Origin of the sequence: Corynebacterium intestinale, from assembly GCF_023574125.1 — a bacterium.
Classification (GTDB): domain Bacteria; phylum Actinomycetota; class Actinomycetes; order Mycobacteriales; family Mycobacteriaceae; genus Corynebacterium; species Corynebacterium hesseae.
The window spans coordinates 85,606-103,582 of the sequence record NZ_JAMKFF010000002.1; the positions used below are offsets into that span (position 1 = coordinate 85,606).

17 protein-coding genes and 2 tRNA genes are annotated in these 17,977 nt (G+C 60.6%); 16 read left to right on the forward strand and 3 right to left on the reverse strand.

The window, feature by feature from the left end; genetic code table 11:
• The first annotated feature begins 3 nt into the window (after positions 1 to 3).
• Together M5J06_RS03420 and M5J06_RS03425 are read left to right on the forward strand one after the other, a co-directional pair.
• Positions 4 to 2,544 carry a YhgE/Pip family protein gene (locus tag M5J06_RS03420; RefSeq protein ID WP_250223973.1) on the forward strand — a complete coding sequence of 847 codons (2,541 nt, stop codon included), beginning with the start codon at positions 4 to 6 and terminating at the stop codon, positions 2,542 to 2,544.
• A complete protein-coding gene (locus tag M5J06_RS03425; protein ID WP_250223974.1) occupies positions 2,544 to 4,592 on the forward strand; it encodes a YhgE/Pip domain-containing protein in 2,049 nt (682 codons plus the stop codon). The genes M5J06_RS03420 and M5J06_RS03425 overlap by 1 nt, the downstream gene beginning before the upstream one ends.
• Before the next feature lie 3 nt (positions 4,593 to 4,595).
• Here the strand turns inward: M5J06_RS03425 and M5J06_RS03430 are convergent, their stop codons facing one another.
• Entirely contained in the window at positions 4,596 to 5,927 is a 1,332-nt protein-coding gene (locus M5J06_RS03430; RefSeq protein WP_250223975.1) for an MFS transporter, read from the reverse strand.
• Between the two features lie 192 nt (positions 5,928 to 6,119).
• Here M5J06_RS03430 and M5J06_RS03435 point away from each other — a divergent pair, with 192 nt between their 5' ends.
• From M5J06_RS03435 to M5J06_RS03450, 4 genes are read left to right on the forward strand one after another with little or no spacing between them, the layout of a single operon-like run.
• A complete protein-coding gene (locus tag M5J06_RS03435; protein ID WP_250223976.1) occupies positions 6,120 to 7,484 on the forward strand; it encodes a TrkH family potassium uptake protein in 1,365 nt (454 codons plus the stop codon).
• 1 nt (position 7,485) lies between these two features.
• A complete protein-coding gene (locus tag M5J06_RS03440) occupies positions 7,486 to 8,169 on the forward strand; it encodes a potassium channel family protein (protein ID WP_070562061.1) in 684 nt (227 codons plus the stop codon).
• 60 nt (positions 8,170 to 8,229) lie between these two features.
• Positions 8,230 to 8,592, forward strand: coding sequence for a YidH family protein (locus M5J06_RS03445; RefSeq protein ID WP_070533393.1), 363 nt, complete (start codon positions 8,230 to 8,232; stop codon positions 8,590 to 8,592).
• The gene (locus M5J06_RS03450) at positions 8,589 to 8,888 is read left to right on the forward strand and encodes a DUF202 domain-containing protein (RefSeq protein ID WP_250223977.1); all 300 of its coding nucleotides are present in this window, start codon (positions 8,589 to 8,591) and stop codon (positions 8,886 to 8,888) included. The genes M5J06_RS03445 and M5J06_RS03450 overlap by 4 nt, the downstream gene beginning before the upstream one ends.
• A gap of 105 nt (positions 8,889 to 8,993) precedes the next feature.
• On the opposite strand, the gene M5J06_RS03455 is transcribed toward M5J06_RS03450, so the two are convergent.
• Positions 8,994 to 9,902: a DUF559 domain-containing protein gene (locus M5J06_RS03455; RefSeq protein WP_250223978.1), complete on the reverse strand. Its 909-nt coding sequence runs from the start codon at positions 9,900 to 9,902 to the stop codon at positions 8,994 to 8,996.
• 396 nt (positions 9,903 to 10,298) lie between these two features.
• Between M5J06_RS03455 and M5J06_RS03460 the strand changes: the two genes are divergently transcribed.
• From M5J06_RS03460 to M5J06_RS03485, 6 genes are all read left to right on the forward strand, one after another.
• Positions 10,299 to 11,873 (forward strand): SLC13 family permease, encoded by a 1,575-nt coding sequence (locus M5J06_RS03460; protein ID WP_250223979.1) that lies wholly within the window; start codon positions 10,299 to 10,301, stop codon positions 11,871 to 11,873.
• 165 nt (positions 11,874 to 12,038) lie between these two features.
• Positions 12,039 to 12,114, forward strand: a tRNA-Arg gene (locus M5J06_RS03465).
• Between the two features lie 93 nt (positions 12,115 to 12,207).
• Entirely contained in the window at positions 12,208 to 12,672 is a 465-nt protein-coding gene (locus M5J06_RS03470; protein ID WP_239248750.1) for a hypothetical protein, read from the forward strand.
• Between the two features lie 116 nt (positions 12,673 to 12,788).
• Positions 12,789 to 13,694 carry a DUF418 domain-containing protein gene (locus tag M5J06_RS03475; RefSeq protein ID WP_250223980.1) on the forward strand — a complete coding sequence of 302 codons (906 nt, stop codon included), beginning with the start codon at positions 12,789 to 12,791 and terminating at the stop codon, positions 13,692 to 13,694.
• Positions 13,694 to 14,812 carry a trypsin-like serine protease gene (locus tag M5J06_RS03480; RefSeq protein WP_250223981.1) on the forward strand — a complete coding sequence of 373 codons (1,119 nt, stop codon included), beginning with the start codon at positions 13,694 to 13,696 and terminating at the stop codon, positions 14,810 to 14,812. The genes M5J06_RS03475 and M5J06_RS03480 overlap by 1 nt, the downstream gene beginning before the upstream one ends.
• Before the next feature lie 11 nt (positions 14,813 to 14,823).
• Positions 14,824 to 15,012: a hypothetical protein gene (locus M5J06_RS03485; RefSeq protein WP_070533857.1), complete on the forward strand. Its 189-nt coding sequence runs from the start codon at positions 14,824 to 14,826 to the stop codon at positions 15,010 to 15,012.
• 436 nt (positions 15,013 to 15,448) lie between these two features.
• Here the strand turns inward: M5J06_RS03485 and M5J06_RS03490 are convergent, their stop codons facing one another.
• A complete protein-coding gene (locus M5J06_RS03490; protein ID WP_193633831.1) occupies positions 15,449 to 16,477 on the reverse strand; it encodes a prephenate dehydrogenase in 1,029 nt (342 codons plus the stop codon).
• A gap of 39 nt (positions 16,478 to 16,516) precedes the next feature.
• Between M5J06_RS03490 and M5J06_RS03495 the strand changes: the two genes are divergently transcribed.
• The 4 genes from M5J06_RS03495 (at position 16,517) to M5J06_RS03510 (ending at position 17,971) form a co-directional block, all read left to right on the forward strand.
• The gene (locus M5J06_RS03495) at positions 16,517 to 17,020 is read left to right on the forward strand and encodes a tRNA adenosine deaminase-associated protein (protein WP_143334453.1); all 504 of its coding nucleotides are present in this window, start codon (positions 16,517 to 16,519) and stop codon (positions 17,018 to 17,020) included.
• 34 nt (positions 17,021 to 17,054) lie between these two features.
• The gene (locus M5J06_RS03500; RefSeq protein ID WP_193628955.1) at positions 17,055 to 17,498 is read left to right on the forward strand and encodes a nucleoside deaminase; all 444 of its coding nucleotides are present in this window, start codon (positions 17,055 to 17,057) and stop codon (positions 17,496 to 17,498) included.
• A gap of 93 nt (positions 17,499 to 17,591) precedes the next feature.
• Positions 17,592 to 17,789, forward strand: a complete 198-nt coding sequence (locus M5J06_RS03505) for a CsbD family protein (protein ID WP_010188406.1) — start codon at positions 17,592 to 17,594, stop codon at positions 17,787 to 17,789.
• Between the two features lie 91 nt (positions 17,790 to 17,880).
• Positions 17,881 to 17,971 (forward strand) — tRNA-Ser (locus M5J06_RS03510).
• Positions 17,972 to 17,977 lie beyond the last annotated feature (6 nt).

Genomic DNA, 17,977 nt, shown 5'->3' on the forward strand with positions numbered 1-17,977 from the left:
TCAGTGCGCCAAAGTTGGAAGATTTTTATCAGAGATGTAGCCAGGCTTGGCCGCGTCCCCAGGGCGTGGATCATCCTCATCGGGCTCGTCATCACCCCCGCGTTGTATTCATGGGTGAACATCGCGGCTTTTCGTGACCCTTACGGCCATACCAACAACATCAAAGTGGCCGTGGTCAATGAGGATAAGGGTGCTAACAATGAGCTGACGGGGAAGATAGATGTCGGCAGCGAGGTCATTGAAAAGCTGAAAAAGAATGACCAGCTAGGCTGGCAATTCCTTGAGCGCGACGAAGCCGAGAAAGCCCTTTTAGAGGGGGACGTGTATGCCTCGGTGACGATTCCTGAGGACTTTAGCGAGAACCTCGTGAGCATGCTCGACGGGAAGTTCACGCAGCCGCAGCTGGTGTACCGCGTCAACGAGAAGAACAACGCCATCGCCGTGAAGATTACGGATACCGGTGCCAAAGGTCTGGACAAACAGATCACGGCGGCCTTCAAGGAGCAGGTGGCCACGGTTGCGGCGGAAAATGTTAAGGACACCGGTACCGACTTCGAGCGAAAAGTCTCGCGCGCGATGAACAACACCAGCTCCGCGTTCGGGGAGACCGCGCAGGAGATTGACGGCAACCGCGAGAACCTCGCGCGGATCCAGGGAAAGCTTGACGCCGCCGCTGACTCCACGTTGGGCGCCAAGTCCACGGTGGCTGATGTGAGTGCCGCGCTGGGCGACGCCCAAACAGCCCTCGCCGAGGTCTCCTCCCTAGTCGAGCAGGCCCAAGGGGGCATCGGGGACTTCACCGACCAGACCACAGGTGCCTTCGTCAGTGGCGCAAGTGCGGTGGCGGACGGTACCGCCCAGGCGCAGGAATCCATTGCGGATGTTACAGCTGGCCTGAACCAGGCCGGTGACCGTTTCGATTACGCCACGCAGCGAGCGAACACTGCCATTGACGCGAGCGCAGAATCGATTGCGCAGCTTAAAGCCCTGCGCGATTCCGCAACGCTCTCACCGCAGGTGGCCAAGGAAATTGATGACGCCATCCAGCGCCTCGATGAGGGCAATGAATCCAACCGTCAGCTGGTGGGAAACCTCAGCGCGCTGAGCAAGGACACCCAGGCCGCGGCGGACAATGTGCAGGCTAGTGCGGAGGCCATCAACCAGGCAGCGGCCGATACTAAGGCCACCTCGCAAACTCTGCGCGATACCGTGACGACGGCCGTGCCGGAGATCAACCGCGCCATGAGCAGCCTGAGCTCCACGGCGAGCGCTTTGAGTTCCACCCTGGAAGCCCAGAAGGGAACCATGCAGGAAGCTGATGGGCTTCTGGATGGTGTGGCCCAGCAGCTGCGGGCGACGAAGGACACCTTGTCCGATTTCGATACCAACCTCCTTGCCCTGCAGGACAGCTTGCGCGCGATGCAGGGCGATGTGGGTTCGCTGCGTGCCGCGATGAACTCCAAAGTCGTTCAAGATGTCACCGGGCTGGATGCGGAAGAAATCGGTAAGTTCTTTGCCGAGCCCATCGAGCTGAAGACCGAAACCGTGTACCCGGTGGATAGCTACGGCTCCGCCATGGCCGCGCTGTTTACCAACCTCTCACTGTGGATCGGTGCCTTCGTCCTCATGGTTATCTTCCGCGTCGAGGTGGATAAGGAAGGATTCCACCGCGTTACGGTGGGCCAGGCCTATATGGGCCGCTTCCTCCTCATGGCCCTGATGGTCATCATCCAGGCCGTCACGGTGACCGTGGGTGATCTGCTTATCGGCGTGCAGACTGTGAATGCGCCTGCCTTCATCCTGACGGGCGTGCTCGTGGGATTGGCCTACTTGAGCATTATCTATGGGTTGTCGACGTCCCTGGGTCACCTCGGCCGCGGCCTCTGCGTGGTCTTTGCCATCATCCAGATCCCAGGCGCGTCGGGTCTGTACCCGATTGAGCTGCTGCCCAGCTTCTTCCACAGCATCTACCCGCTGCTTCCGTTCACGTACGGCATTGACGCCATGCGCGAAACCATCGGCGGGTTCTACGGCAACCATTACTTCAAGAAGATGGGCGTGCTCGCCTTCATGTTCATTCTCTTCTTCGTCTTCGGCCTTCTACTGCGCAAGGCGTTGGCGCACTTCAACGTCATCTTCAACCGCGAGCTGCGGGATACCGAACTCTTCGACTATGAAAACGTGCAGGTTGTGGGCTCCGGCTACCGCATCGCGGACGTCATCCAGGCACTGGATAGCCGCAGTGGTCTCAAGAGGGATTTGGACCGCCGCGCTCATAACTGGGGCTATTGGCTCAAGATGGTGGCCATCGCGGGCGTTGTCGGCGTGGTCATCCTCATCGTCGTCTCGGGCCTCTTGCCCGACCAGAAGCCGTTGCTCTTGGGTATTTGGACGGCGTGGTGCTTCCTCATCATTGTCGCCGCGGTCACCCTGGAATACCTGCGCATCAGCTTGAAACAGTCCGCGGAGCTCGTGACGTTGGATGAAGATGACCTTATTCATCCGTCCAGCATCGGCGCGGAGTCCACGGAGGGGGATAACTAATGCGTGGAACACTCGATCTTTTCCTCAACGATATCCGCACCGCATGCCGCAACGTGATGAGCGCGGTGATGCTCGTGGGTCTCGTCGTCATTCCGATGCTGTTCACGTGGTTTAACGTGTTGGCTAGCTGGGATCCCTTTGATAACACCAGCCAGCTCAAGGTGGCGGTGGCTAGCAAGGACACCGGCTATGAGAGCGATCTGTTGCCGGTGCCCATCAACGTTGGCGACCAAGTACTCAATGAGCTGCGCGCGAACGAGCAGCTGGATTGGGTTGTAACCACCTCTGATGAGGCGATTGAAGGTACCAAGTCCGGTGAGTATTACGCAGCCATCGTGCTCCCGGAAGACTTCAGTACCGACATGATGAACTTCTACACGGATGGTTCCCAGCCCGCGGATTTGTCCTTCTATATGAATGAGAAGAAGAACGCGCTGGCGCCGAAGATCACCGGTCAAGGCGCAGAGGGCGTGTCGGCTCAAGTGGCTGAAGCTTTCACCACGACGGTCGGTGACGTCTCCTTCGATCTGGTCACCTCACTCTCCGATTTCTTGAGCCAGGGTGATACCAAGGCTGTGTTGGACCGGATGCAGGCGCGCGCGGATGGCGTGCAGACCCAGCTCGATATGGCCGCCCGTACCGCGCGCTCCCTGGCTGGACTCGTGGATACCGCGGTTCCGCTCATGGAAAGCGCCCAGCGCATTGCGGACTCGGCGGACCTGCAGCTTCCGGAGATTCAGTCTTCCTCACTGAACGTGTCCACGGATGCGCTGCAGCAATCGCTCGATGCCACCAGCGCTAGTTATGACGTGGTGCGCCAACGCATTGATGCGCTTTACGACGACGCCTCCGCCTCCCGCGCCGACCGCGTCGCCACGCTCAACACTTTGGCCGGCCAGGTGGAAGGCACCATTGCGCAATACCAGAACCTGCATGGCCACATTGAGGCCCTGCCAATTCCTGCCGGGGATAAAGAGAAGGCGCTCAGCCGTATCGAGGAGGCCATCGACGCTCAGCGCACTCTCCACGCGCGCCTCACGGCGGCCGCGAAGGCTCCCGAACCCACGAAGCCGGATCTCTCCGGCATCGATGATGCCAAGAAGGCAGTGGAGGGAATCTCCACCTCTGGTCTGCGTGAATCCTTGCGTGCACTGCAGGATTCGCTGGGCCAGGTGAGCGCGGATCTGGATACCGCGAAGACTCCCGTCACCATTGATTCCTCTTCCCTGACGGATGCTCGGGATGCGGTACAGAAGCTCGCCTCTGGCCTGCAGGATAAGGCCAACAAGTTCGGCGACCTGCGGAAGGATATCGACTCCGCTGCGGCATCTGGTGACCTGAAGAAGTTGGCGGACCTCATTGGTTCCGATCCGGATGCCTTGGCGCGTGCGATTGCGGCGCCGGTGGACGTCGACAGGCAAGCGGTCTACCCGGTTAAGAGCTTCGGCGCCGGCATGACGCCGATGTACACGGCGCTGGCGCTGTGGGTGGGTGCGCTGCTGACTGCGGTGAGCGTGCGCACGGATGTGGTGGATAAGGATACGTATTCGCCGATGCAGCGCTTCTTCGGCCGCTTCGGAATGTTTGCCGCGGTTGGCCTCGTGCAGTCGACGATGCTGATTCTGGGCCTCATCTTCTTCGTGGGCATTGAGCCCGCGCACCCGATTCTCATGCTGTTGGCGGGCTGGGTTAGCTCGCTCATCTTTATGCTGATTTGCTACACCTTCGTGGTGTCCTTCGCCAACGCGGGCAAGGCCCTAGCGGTGCTCATGCTGGTGGTCCAAGTATCGTCGTCGGGCGGTGCCTACCCCTTGCAGGTGCTCCCGGACTGGTTCCAGAACATTAGCCCGTGGCTGCCGGCGACCTACACCATCCGCGCCTTCCGCGCGGCCATCGCCGGAACTTACCACGGTGATTACTGGCTCTCCCTGTTCGCGCTCTTGCTCTTTGCCGTACCGATGCTGATTCTGGGCGTGGTCTTCCACAAGCCGTTGGAGAAATTCACCAACGGCTGGGTGGAGACCTTGGACAAGACCAAGCTGATGTAGCGCCTATTTCTTGGCGTAGGCGCTGCCTTCGGGGTTGTCGATTGTGGAGTGAGTGCGACTGTCATGTAGGAAGAGCATGGCAACCACACCCAGCGCCGCCATGACAGTGACATAAATGGGGAAGGCGTTGGCGTGGCCGGCGTTCTTCAGCCCTAGAGCGACGTATTCGGCCGAACCGCCGAAAAGCGAGTTGCCCACGGCGTAGGTGAATCCCACGCCGAGGCCGCGGATGTAGGTGGGGAACATCTCGGCCTTGAGAATTCCGGAAATCGAGGTGTAGCCGCTTTCGAAGACGAAGATGAGGATGATGACTGCGCCGGCGCCGATCAGAGTGGATTGGGCTTCCAGGAGCATGAAGGCGGGGATGGTGCCGACCGTGGATGCCACACCGAAAATGAGGATGGTGTTCTTGCGGCCGATCTTGTCAGAAAGCAAGCCTGTCAGCGGCTGCAGAATCATAAAGACGAAGAGGCATACTGTCATCGTCCGGGCAACGTCGCCTTTGGCAAAACCACCCGTATTGATGAGGAACTTCTGCATGTATGTGGTGTAGGTGTAGAAGGTCAGCGAGCCGATTGCGGTAATACCAAGGACGACCCAGAACGAGCGCGGGTGCTGCATGAGTTGGCGAAGTGTTCCGGCCCCCTCCTCACTGCGCTCAGTGCTCGACGTCGTTTCTTCAAGACCGTTCCGTAGCCAGAGGCTCACCACAGCGGCGAGTGCACCGATTACGAAAGGCAGGCGCCACCACCCATTTGTGATTGCTTCTTCTCCCAGCGTGGAGGTCATGATGACGGCGAGGAGGCTGGCCAGCAATTGCCCGCCGATGAGCGTGACGTATTGGAAGGAGGAGTAGAAGCCGCGGCGTCCTGAGGAAGCAATCTCAGACATGTAGGTGGCCGTTGCTCCGTACTCACCACCCACGGAGAGTCCCTGGATGCAGCGCACGATGAGCATCAGCACTGGAGCCCAGGCGCCAACGGTCGCCGCGGTGGGCAAGGCCGCAAAGAGGAGGGAGCCGGCGCACATCATGATGATGGCGATCAGCATTGAGCGCTTGCGGCCATAGCGGTCGGCGATGCGCCCGAAGACGTAACCGCCGATAGGGCGCATGAGGAACCCGACGAAGAAGACGCCCGCAGACTTCATGAGCGCACCGGTTTCACCAGTGCCGCTGAAGAACTGGTCTGCAAAATAGACGCTGAAGAAGGCGTAGATATAAAAATCAAACCATTCCACAAGGTTTCCGCTGGAAGCGGCGAGGATAGCCTTGATGGTTGGCCATTCGATTCTTGGTTTGGCAGCTTCAGCGCCGTCCGCCGTGTGTGTGGTCACTTTATGGTTCATCGTGGCCTCGCTTTCAAATCCGGGTAAAGGGCCGATTCGTCACTAATACCTGTCGTTCGATTGTCTAATGGGAAACTACCTTTCGGGCATTTATTACAAAAGATATAACTATAAAATTGCCGGCAAATTCACAGGGAATGGGGGTGATTTGAGAGGGCGCGAAGCGTAGTGTGAAGCGCTGTGAAACGCGGTCATTTCCTGGGCCCGGCTCGGCTCACCGCCGTGGGCTTTATCTTGCTCATCCTCGTGGGAACGCTGCTGCTGATGCTGCCGATTTCCGCCAATGTTCCGCAGTGGACCCCGTTCCTGCCAGCGCTTTTTACGGCGACCTCGGCGGTCTCTTTGACGGGTCTGGTGGTGGAGGACACCGGGACCTATTGGACGTCCTTCGGCCAAGCGGTCATCATCGCGCTCATCCAGCTGGGAGGGCTGGGCATCATGAGTTTGGCGTCGCTGTCGGGCATGCTGTTGACCGGCCGTATCAGCTTCAAAGCCCGCCGGACCATGGCTGCGGAGGGCCGCGCCGTGGCCTCCGGCGGCATTCGCCGCGCGCTCTTGCTTACCGTGGTCATGACCCTGATCTGCGAGGCCATCGTCGCTGTGTTCATCGGCGTGCGCCTAGCCACCGAGCATGGTGTAGCACCTGGGCGCGCAGCGTGGGAAGGAGTATTCCACGCCATTTCGGCCTTCAATAACGCAGGGTTTAGTACCTATTCAGACAGCGTTATCTCCTTCGCTGCTGATGGCTGGATTCTTCTTCCCCTTGCCTTCGCCCTGATCATCGGTGGCTTGGGTTATCCCATGCTGGCGGAGTTCGTGCGACGGGCCCGCGCACGGCTAACGCGCTGGCGTGGCGGTACACCGCGCATTCACCGCATGTCCATGACCGCCCGGATGACGCTGGGCGCCACCGCGTTCTTGTTGCTTAGTGGCACCGTGATCTTCTTCCTCTCTGAGGGCTCCGGTGTGCTGAACGGGATGCCGTTGGGCCAGAAGCTCATCAACGCCTTCTTCATGAGCGCTTCGCCCCGAACGGCAGGTTTTAACGCTATCGACTACGGGGAAGCGCAGCCATTGACGCTGATGGTCACGGATATCTTGATGTTCATTGGCGGCGGCTCCGCCGGTACGGCGGGCGGCATCAAGGTCACTACAGCGTGCGTTCTGGGCGCGGCAATGATCTCGGAATTCTTGGGCCGGGAAGACACCTCCATCGGACACCGCCGCCTGCCGTTGTCCACCTTCCGCCAGGCCCTCGCGCTGACCGCCGCCGGAATGATCGTCGTTGCCGTAGGTGTTGCGACGCTGCGCATCTGGGACCCTGAGTTCACCGCGGACCAGGTCACTTTCGAAGTCATGTCCGCCTTCGCCACCGTGGGTTTGTCCACGGGTATTACCGCAAGTTTGTCCGCACCATCACAGCTCATGCTGTGCCTCATCATGTACGTTGGCCGCGTAGGCCCCACCACTTTCGTGGCGGCACTGGCCGCCCGGACCATCAGCCTGCGCTACCGCTTCCCCGAAGAAAGGCCGTTCATTGGCTAACATGTTCAGCGCCCTGCGGCGTGAAAAGTCTTCCATCAATATCCCGCCGGTTGTTGTCATTGGCATGGGGCGGTTCGGTTCTTCCCTGGCTCGCGAGCTGATGGAGCACGGAGTGGAGGTCCTCGGAATCGATGCCGAGGAGAAACACGTGCGCGAGCACGCCGCGTACCTCACCGAGGCGGTGACCGCCGATACTACCGACGCCGAGGCCCTTCGCCAGCTCGGCGTCGATGAGGTAGAGCGAGTGGTCGTGGCCATCGGTTCGGATCTGGAGGATTCCATCCTTACCGCCTCCAACCTCGTGGAGCTCGGGGTGAGCGATATCTGGGCCAAGGCCGATTCAGATGCTCATGCCCGCATCCTGCGCCAACTCGGAGTGCACCACGTGATTCGCCCAGAGCGCGATACGGGCCGCCGCGTGGCGCACCTGCTGGGCGGGCGTTTTGAGGATTTCGCGGAGATCGCCACCGATTATGGCGTGACGGCGATGACCCCGCCGGCGTCGATAAGCAAGGGCCCTCTCAACCTTCACAAGGTGTGGGAGGAACACAACGTCCAGCTCATTTCCCGTTGTGAGGGGCCCGGCCAGTGGCGCCCGCTTGACGACGGCACCGAGCTCACCCACCGCGACCTCATCGTCGTCGCCGGTAGTCCTGCGGATCTGGAGGCCTTCTCGCAGTCTTAGGCGCCGCGCTCGGGGTGCCTCGCGCTGTGGAGTTAGGAGCGGGGCGCTACAGTAGCGCCTATGACGAAGGCACGTTTCCCGGGCTCGGTGTATGGAACAGGGGAGGAACCTGATCCGCGCTTTAGCATGGCTAATGAGCGCACGTTCTTGGCCTGGATCCGCACGTCCTTGGCCTTTATCGCCGGTGGCGTGGCGCTGGAGACCTTCGAGTTGCCGCTGAACACCACGCTGACTCGCGTTGTCTCTGTCATCATGCTGATTGTGGCCATCGTCCTGCCGGCGGTGGCGTGGTTTCACTGGGGTGCCTCCGAGCGCGCGATGCGCCATGCGCGTCCGCTCCCGGCAAGCCCGGCGTTGGCGTTGATTGTTGGCGTGGTGATCCTTATTGGCCTGATGATTCTGGTGGGCGAGCTGCTAGCGTGAGCGAGCTTTTTGATCCCGGCCTCCAACCCGAGCGCACGCGCTTAGCCTGGCAGCGCACGGGGCTTGCGGGCCTCGTTGCTGGCTTGCTCGTCGTGCGTTCCGTTGCGCCATGGGCCGCCGTGATTGTTGGGGTAGTGGTGGCGGTGGTGCTGTGGTTGGCCACCGCCAAGCTTCGCCATGCTGACGAGATCCTGGCCCGGGCCGAATCACCTGCCCTGCCCGGAGCTTCGGCGCTTGCCGCCGTTGCGCTGGGAACGATGCTCCTCGGAGCGGTTGCCTTCTTTGCGCTGTGGTAGCGCAAACCCCCAGACCTCGATCCCGAAACTCCCTGGTGGGCGGTGGGGCGTCGGCAAGCGCTTGGCAGCGCCCACCTGCAGGTTGCGGGATCGAGGTCTGGGGATCTAGCGGAGGATCCTAGGGCCTGCAGCTAAGTGCCGCGCGATGGTGTTGATGAAGTCTTCTGGAGCGTCGCGCAATTCTTGGGGAGAGAAGCGTAAGACGACAAACCCCTGATTGAGGAGCGCCTTTTGGCGTTGGTGTTCGGCTCGAATCACCTCTTCCAGCTCGTTCTCATATTTCACATTGCCGTCAATTTCGATGAGGAGCCAGTCATTGATCGCGAGGTCGGCGTAGTACTGATTGACTCGGTATTGGGCGCGCAAGCTGCGAACCGCGGGAAGGCCCGCGTCAAGGATAAGGGCACGCGCGTAGGACTCCCAGGGAGATTCGGAGCTGTTGACGCTGTGCTCCACGGCCCGACGTGCATCCGCGACTCCTTTCACACGGCCCATGTCGCCGAGTACCCAGTTGAGGGTGTCCTTTGAAACCCGGCGTGACCGTACATAGTCTGCGGCGACGAGACCTTCGACGAAGCCATCGAAGCGCGCGATGTCGATCGCTGTGCGTGCCAGGGACGTAACCCGGATCCCGTGGACTTCTGTGACTTGATTGTTGAGTTTCGTTTGCTTGTAACGGAAGTATTGGCGCTTGGATCTTTGGGGAACGGAGTTGGAGGGAACTGTCGCGAAATACTCGCTCGGCGTTGTGAGCGTCGGGATGTCATGGATGCGAGCAGCCGCTTTGCCCAGGAGAGTGGCCCGCGGTGCGGCACGCGCGTGGGCATAGACCTCTGCGGTTTCTCGCTCCCAGGGTTTTAGGTGCAGCCATCGGTGCAGGGGAATGGCATAGCACCACGCGAGCTTATGGAATTTCTTTGCGTGAATTTTGCCCCACCGAGGGTCGTCGTTGCTGAGTGCGCGCAGATCGACCATGTGGGTGTCTATGTAGTGAAAGATGCCTAGGTTGTTCATGGCTTACTTTTAGCGCATTGGCATGGATCGCGCGCGGCGAGCGGCATCCTGCGCCACAACCCCAGACCTCGATCCCGAAACTTCCTGGTGGTCGGTGGGGCGTCGGCAAGCGCTTGGCGACGCCCACCTGCAGGTTGCGGGATCGAGGTCTGGGGATCTGGGGAGGAAGGGAATTGGCTGCGGACTGCCCACACATTGGTGAGCATTCTTTGCAGCTAATCTGCAAAAGATTTTGCGAACAGGGGTGAATCTGCGGCCTGAGTGGGGGTAATAACCGGAAAGTGTTTGTTGGCGGTCTGTGACCTCGATAACCTAAACGTGTAGGCCCATTCGGCGATCCCTATAACTCTCTCTTGGCTGAATGGGGGCTGGTTAACCAGGAAAAGGAGGGGGCAGATGACTACCCCGCATACTCACGTCTCAACATCGCACACGGAGGGCGAAGACGACCACGGCGTTGATACGCGCGAATGGCGTCGCATGGCTATTGGCCTTATCCTCGGACTCGTTTTGGCTGCTCTCGTGTGGTTTATTTTCCCGAGCAACGCTGTCGACACCGTGCTGCAATCGCCCGGTGCTAAGGATGACACGGAATACACCCAGAGCGCGCTGCGCGCCGTAGCGGCCGTGACCATTCTCATGGGTGTGTGGTGGATGACGGAGGCCATCCCTCTGGCTGCTACCGCGCTCTTACCGCTGGTCATTTTCCCGCTGGCTGGGGTTGGCACCATTAAGGATGTGGGTGCGCCCTATGCCTCCTCGACCATCTTCTTGTTCATGGGTGGCTTCCTTATTGCCTTGGCTTTGCAGCGCTGGAACCTGCACCGTCGTATGGCGCTGTTCGTGGTGAAGGTCGTTGGTACCTCGCCTAAGCAGCTGATTCTCGGCTTCATGCTGGCTACTGGCTTCTTGTCCATGTGGGTGTCCAACACCGCTACCGCGGTGGTCATGCTGCCGATTGGTATTTCGGTTCTCTCGCTCACCGCTGATGCTGTCGGCGGCATGCGCAACCAGAAGAAGTTCGCCACCGCGCTCATGCTGGGTATTGCGTACTCGGCGTCGATTGGTTCGCTGGGCACGCTTATCGGTACCCCGCCGAATGCGCTGCTGGCTGGCTATATGAAGGAATCCCATAACATCGTCCTGGGCTTCGGTAAGTGGATGATGGTGGGCATGCCGCTGGCGTTCATCTTCCTGTTCATTGCCTGGTTCATGCTGATCACCGTGTTCAAGCCGGAGATGGACAAGATTCCGGGTGGCCGCGAGCTCATCGATTCCGAGATTGAGAAGCTTGGCCCATGGACCGGCCCGCAGGTCATGACGGGCATCATCTTCTTGTGCGCTGCCTTGGCCTGGGTGATTGTCCCGTTCTTTACCGGCAAGGAATCGAACTACGACGACGCTATCGTGGGTATCGCTGCTGGTCTGCTGCTGTTTATCATCCCGGCTGATGCAAAGACCGGTGTGCGCCTTCTGGATTGGAAGACTGCAAATGAGATGCCGTGGGATGTTCTCCTTCTCTTCGGCGGCGGCCTGTCCTTGTCCTCGATGTTCAACAAGTCCGGCCTGTCCCTATGGATTGGTGAGATGGCCAAGGGGCTGGGCGGCCTGCCTACCATCCTGCTCATCGGTGCGGTGGCCCTACTCGTGCTCTTCCTGACAGAGATCACATCCAACACCGCAACGGCTGCGACCTTCCTGCCGATTATGGGCGGTGTGGCCGTGGGTATTGGCTTGACCCAGAATGGCGACATCAACGTTCTGCTGCTCACTATCCCGGTGGCGCTGGCCGCAACCTGTGCCTTCATGCTGCCGGTGGCAACCCCGCCGAACGCGATTGCCTACGGCTCTGGATACGTCAAGATCGGCGACATGATCAAGGGCGGTGTCGGCCTCAACCTGATTGGCTGCGTCCTCATCACCATCACGGTCTATCTGCTTGCCGTTCCGGTCTTTGGGTTGGTTCTGTAGCCACCCGCGCGAGGTAAACAGAGGGTGAATTGCTGTACCCGCGCTGTCGTTGAAAACGGGCAACTACGTCGTGATTTGTCAGTTTTCTGGAGCGTGGGTATAGTTACTTCTCGTTGCACAGCAGAGCGCACACTGAAGGTGTGAGCCACTGTAGACCAACGGACTGCGCCCGTAGCTCAACGGATAGAGCATCTGACTACGGATCAGAAGGTTGGGGGTTCGAATCCCTCCGGGCGCACCACATTTTAGCCGCCTCCGAGCGGCTTTTCGCATGTCAGGTCCTAAATCGCCGAAACAGCAGATGTGGGTTCAAAGGCCTGCTACTCTTGTCGTTATGATCAAATCTATTCTCGCCGCCATCCTCCTCTTTATCTCTTCCCTGTTCTCAGGTTTGGGTTCCTCAGGGTTGGCGGGAAGCTCAGAGATTTTGGGGCTGCGTGCTGCCACATCAGGCGTCATCACCAGCGTTCCGGTAGATTTAGCAACCGCGAATGCTGAGCAGCTGGAGTCCATTAAGACGTCCGAGTGGAAGTCTGAAGTTAGCCCGAAGGATTTCTCTCTAGATTTTCAAGACCAGACGATTAGCCTTCCGTGCAATAGTGGGAACTTCACCCTCGTGGATGGTGCTGTGAAGCTGAATATGCTCACGGAGATGGCGTGCGCTGGCGGCGATATTGATTTGCCCTTCGAGGTATTCCTGTCCGAACCCACCTCGATCAAGGTGGATCGTAACGCCTCCTTAACCCCTGAGCGCATCTACCTCGTGCGGGATGGAAAGGCCATCATCCTTAGCCGCTGAGACGCATATCACGCAGTGCTGGGTGAAATGCAGAGCTGAAAACGAACACAAATAAGAAGACCGGCCAGAGCCACTGGTCGGTCTTTAAACGTTTTCAACTGCAAGGAGATGAATAGGTGTCAGCGCGTGCCCGAATAGTGGGCCTCGATATTGCTCGTTCCTTGGCCATCATCGGGATGATTATTCTGCACATGGCCAACCTGGTGTGGAGCGCCAAAGTGGTGCTCTCCGGGCTGCCGGCGGCGGGCTTTGCCATCATTGCAGGTACCACGATGATGATTCTTGCCCGCGACTACTCGCTGCGAGTCTTCCTCAAGCTGGTCGCCCGCGGCCTGATTGTCATGCTCATCGGCGTGGCGCTGTTGCCCGTCGGCGGCGAGATTCAGGTCGTCCTCGTCGTGATGGGCGCGGCCATGGCTCTCACCGCCTGGGTGCCGCCGCTGGCCACCGTCTGGAAGGTCCTGCTCTTCGTGCTGGCCACCGCGGGCGCCACGGTGCTCTACGCGCCCTACACCCTCCCGCAGGTCTACCCCCTCGTGGCGTTCCTGGCGTACATGGTGGCAGGCATGCTGCTTTACGACGTCTACCTCACCCGCCCCACCCGCACCCAGATCGTCACGACCGCGGTGGCTGTCGTCGTTACCGGCATCGGCCTGTGGCAGCGCTTCAACCCGGATATCCCTGGCTGGCTGCGTTTTACGGGCCACACGGGCGTGCTTGGTGAAATCCTTCTCTCCGTGGCGGTCACCGCGGTGGTGCTGCACCTGTGCCTGATCATTGGCCGTCACCTGCCGCGCTTGACCTTCCCCTTCGCGGCATTGGGCTCGATGTCGTTGACCATCTATATCCTGCACATTCTCACCGCTCGCTACTGGCAGGCACACGTCTCCCTACACAACACCATGGCGGCACTGGGCTTTGTGCTCGCGTTCCTGCTGCTGAGCGCGCTGTGGAAGAAGTTCGTTGGAAAGGGCCCGGCCGAGAGGGTCGTGGCCTGGGCAATCAAGGAGGTGGCCGCGTAATGGTGGCACGAAAGATAACTGCTGTCGTGGCCAGCTCTCTGGTCGTGGGGCTAGGCGCTGCGCCGGCCATGGCCTTGGAATTCGCCCAGCCCGCACCTCACTCGGAGGAAAGCGCTGCCGTGGCTGCGCTGCGCATGGGCAAGATCGGAAACTTCGGCGATTGCACCGGCACGCTGGTGGCTGAGCAGTGGGTGCTGACCGCCCGCCACTGCCTCGAATCCGTCAACAACGAGGGCTCGCAAGCACGCTTTGGCCAGGGCAAAAACACCCGCGTGTATGACGTGGACTCCTGGGCGGTTTCACCGACTATCGACGCCGGCCTTATGCACCTGACCGAACCCGTCGAGGGCATCAAGCCCGCCAAGCTCGCGGATGCGGTTCCCACCGCCGGCGACAAAGGCCACTTCTATGGCTGGAGCAGCAGCTCCCGAATGGCCCGCAAAGGCCAGTTGCCGATGGCCGAGATGGAAGTAGGCGAACTGCTATCCGGCGGCACCCCGCCGGCAAGCCCAGATGAATCTGGCCAGAAGATGACACCGGTGGCTCCGGGTGATTCCGGGGCCATGGCTCCTGGTGACATGGCAGTGCCTGCTCCCGGTGGAATGGTCGCTCCCGCCCCTGGTTCGTCCGATGCACCCCAGGTGATGAAGGGTGGCGACATGCCAGAGATCGCTGTTGGACCCGACGGCGCGGAAAGCATTCCGGCCGGTGAGCTTGGGGGAGTGGGCCCTATGATTGCCGCTGCCATCATGGACGTGAAGTCCCTTAATGGTGAGGGCATGCAGGGCGGCGACTCGGGCGGGCCGTTCTTCGTCAACGGCCGCCTCGTGGGCGTAGCTACGGCCGGAACGTCTAATGCGGATCCGGATCTGCCTTCCCCAACCGCGGCGATTACATCCGTGGTTGAGGTCCGCGACTGGATCGAGGACGTCACCAGCGGCCGCGATACTGACGGCGTCCTCACCGCCGAGAATTCCCCGAAACCGCCGGCAACGATGCAAGTCAGCGCGCCCGTCGCGTGGCCAGCAGGAATTGCTGCGGTAGTGGGCCTCATCGCGATAGCCATCTTCTCGCGGGTGATTAGTCGCAAGTCTGGTGCTGGGAAGCGGACCAACTAGGCTGTATCTCCGTGAAGGAGAAACTCGTTCCGTGTCTGATTGCCGGTGCCATCCTCGGCGTGGTCTTGTGGTTGGCCTCCGGCATGCTGTGGTTGTTGCCGGTAGGCCTCGTGGTGGGCCTAGCGGGTTACCCGCTGCTCGGCATCACACGCGATGAGTCCCAAGCCCGCAAGCGCCGCGACGACACCTTCCGTGACTAAGCGTCCCACCTCCCCCTTTGCCACCGCTCTACGCCGCCCGACGCCGCCACGCACGCTCCCCACGGTCGGTCGCTAGATGGCACCCCACAAACCGTCACCAAATGGCGCCCCAGAAAAGGCATCCGCTAGAAGGCATCTTTGGGGCCCAAAACGCCATCTGCACGCCCCAAAAGGCGTTTTCAGGCGAGAAGACGCCTTTTGACAGACGCCATCTGCAAGATGCCTTTTGAAAACTGACCCATGCCCAGCAGCACGCAAAAGGCTTCACTCAGAAGTCCCTAGTCAAAAGGTTCCTCTGGGGGCAAGTAAACCATCTTTAACCAGGTAGAAGGTTCGTTTGGGGGCAAACAAACCTTTTGACTGGAACCAGGTGAGGGGAACCCGTTGAGAACCGCCTGCTAGAGCAGAAGGTCAGGGCTGGAAGCTCGCCAACGGGTTAGAAAATCTCGATGCGTCCGCCCAAAGACTCGGTCTGGCGCAGCTGCGCCACCCAGTTCGGCGCACCCGGGTGCATGCGCAAGACCGGGCGGGAAGAGATCTTCACCGGGGAGACCGATTCCTTTCGAGCACCGGATCGGGCTTCGATGCGGGTGCGGGCGCGGAAGCCAGCGTCGGCAAGCGCGGCGATGGAAGGCTTATCCGAGGCCAGCGATTCGCGCGCATCCTGCAGCAACTCAAGGGCTTCGTCGAGGGCCTGGACCAGCGCAGTCGAGTTGGTCTCGCACATCTGGCGCACCAGGTCCGGGCGAGTACCCGCCACGCGGGTGCCGTCCTTGAAGGAGCCAGCCGCCAGGGACTGCGCCAGGATGCCGCCATTATCGCCGACCACCGCGAGGGTCTCCGCCAACACGTGCGGCAGGTGCGAGATGCGGGCGACCGCGGCATCGTGGTTAGCCACGCGCACCGGAACCGCCTCCGCGTGAACCATCTGGGTCATGCGGACCACGTCCGCAAAAATGTTCTCCCACTCGGCGGGGATGCGCTCGCCGCGCGCCTCGCACTCGGCGGCATAGTCATAGGTGATAACCCAGGCAGCGCGGTTGAACAGCCCGGTGTGGGAGTTCTCCCAGCCGGACTTGGAGGTCCCGGCCATGGGGTGGCCGCCCACATAGCGCGACTCCATGTTGCGCTGCACAATGAGCTGGCGCACCTCGGTCTTGACCGAGACCACGTCCGTCAAACCGCAGCTCGGGGCGTGTTCCTGAATGGAATCGAGGACCGAGGCAACCGCATCCATGGGCACCGCGACGACGATAAGCGCGTTGTCTTCCTCGGCCCGGTGCAGGATGGCCGGCAGATCATCGGTGACGTCGTAGCCCTGCTTAATGGCCGTTCGGGCACCAGAGGTGGAGTGGTTGTAGCCGTACACGGAATGGCGTGCAGCAGCTAGGTCACGCAGGAGGGAACCTCCAATGAGACCGAGGCCGATAATGCAGACGGGGCGTTGAACATCTTGAGAACTCACGGTGACAATTGTGGCACAACCCGACTAATCTGACGAGGTATGAGCCACGACGATCTGTCCTTTGCCATCACCGTCGCCAGTGCCGAGGGCGGCTGGGTGATTCGCCCTTTCAAGGATGACTTCACCGACGTCAACACCTCCATCGAAGCGGTGCGCAACCTGCGTTCCGAGGGGGCGGCATTCGCGCTGCTGTGCGTGGAGGATGACTATTTCGTCGTCGTGCGCCCGGTTCCGGGGGATGTGCGCATGCTGCTTTCCGACGCCACCTACGCCTCCGAAGACGACTTCGCCGCGGATTTCCTGGACCTGCGCGATATCGATATCCCGGATTTGGACGAGGACGAGTGGGAGGACGCCGACCCCTACGGTGACGGCGATTTCGATATCTTCGCTGACCTCGGCCTCGATGAGAACCAGTTGGGCTACATCATCGATAACGATGAGGACTGGCCTTCCGACATGCTCCTGCGCATCGCCGGCGAGCTGGGCTTTGGCGATGAGCTAGAGGATTTCATCGACGGCCTCGACTCGGATGATTCTTAAACCAGCGGAGGGGCTGGCGCGCGCGGAGGCCCGCATGCGCCGCGCCCTGGAGGTCGCGCGCACCACGCCGGCGGGGGATATCCCGGTGGGTGCCGTGCTTTACGACGCCTCCGGCAACGAACTCGCCACCGGCGTTAACCGCCGCGAGCAGCTGAATGACCCCACCGCACACGCAGAGGTCGAAGCCATCCGCCAGGCTGTGCGCGTGCATGGCGATGGCTGGCGGCTGGAGGGCTGCGAGCTGGTTGTCACCTTGGAGCCTTGCGCGATGTGCGCGGGCGCGATCCAGGCTTCCCGGGTGTCCTCGGTGGTCTTTGGTGCCTTTGAACCGAAGACGGGGGCGTGCGGCTCGCTGGTGGAAGTATTGCGCGCCCCCGGCGCCCTCCACGTTCCCGAGGTACGCGGCGGTGTGCTGGAGGAGGAGTGCGCGGAGCTGCTCACGGGCTTCTTCGGGGGTCTTCGTAGCAGCGACGCTTAACCCTTGAACTGGTTAGTGGCCCCGGAACCGTCTTCCGATTCGCGTGTAGGCTGGGTGGTCCACGTGAGAGAAGTAGAGATTAAGGAGAAAATCATGGGTGATTTTGAGAACAAGAAGGACGAGTTCGTCGGCAAGGCTAAGGAAGCCGCTGGCAACGTAAGCGACAACGAGAAGCTGGAGAACGAGGGCAAGGCCGACCAGGTCACCTCTGAGGCCAAGCAGAAGGCTTCCGACGCCGTTGAGGGCGTCAAGGATAAGGCCAACGAGGTCATCGGTAACCTCAAGGACTAATTCCTCGCCTTTATATAGCTGAATCGCTGTCCCGCCGCGTGGCGTGGGCAGCGATTTTGTCGCTCGGGATGACTCCCGTAATCTGGAACGCGGTGGCGTGTCCGAGCGGCCGAAGGTGATCGCCTCGAAAGCGATTGTTGGGTAACCCCCAACCGCGGGTTCAAATCCCGCCGCCACCGCCACATCCG

Bases quoted from the DNA above. Each gene is read 5' to 3' on its own strand.
- M5J06_RS03480 (WP_250223981.1), top strand. From the start codon at position 13,694: ATGGTGGCACGAAAGATAACTGCTGTCGTGGCCAGCTCTCTGGTCGTG.
- M5J06_RS03495 (WP_143334453.1), top strand. From the start codon at position 16,517: ATGAGCCACGACGATCTGTCCTTTGCCATCACCGTCGCCAGTGCCGAG.
- M5J06_RS03455 (WP_250223978.1), bottom strand. From the start codon at position 9,902: ATGAACAACCTAGGCATCTTTCACTACATAGACACCCACATGGTCGAT.
- M5J06_RS03440 (WP_070562061.1), top strand. From the start codon at position 7,486: ATGTTCAGCGCCCTGCGGCGTGAAAAGTCTTCCATCAATATCCCGCCG.
- M5J06_RS03425 (WP_250223974.1), top strand. From the start codon at position 2,544: ATGCGTGGAACACTCGATCTTTTCCTCAACGATATCCGCACCGCATGC.
- M5J06_RS03470 (WP_239248750.1), top strand. From the start codon at position 12,208: ATGATCAAATCTATTCTCGCCGCCATCCTCCTCTTTATCTCTTCCCTG.
- M5J06_RS03460 (WP_250223979.1), top strand. From the start codon at position 10,299: ATGACTACCCCGCATACTCACGTCTCAACATCGCACACGGAGGGCGAA.
- M5J06_RS03505 (WP_010188406.1), top strand. From the start codon at position 17,592: ATGGGTGATTTTGAGAACAAGAAGGACGAGTTCGTCGGCAAGGCTAAG.
- M5J06_RS03500 (WP_193628955.1), top strand. From the start codon at position 17,055: ATGCGCCGCGCCCTGGAGGTCGCGCGCACCACGCCGGCGGGGGATATC.
- M5J06_RS03445 (WP_070533393.1), top strand. From the start codon at position 8,230: ATGACGAAGGCACGTTTCCCGGGCTCGGTGTATGGAACAGGGGAGGAA.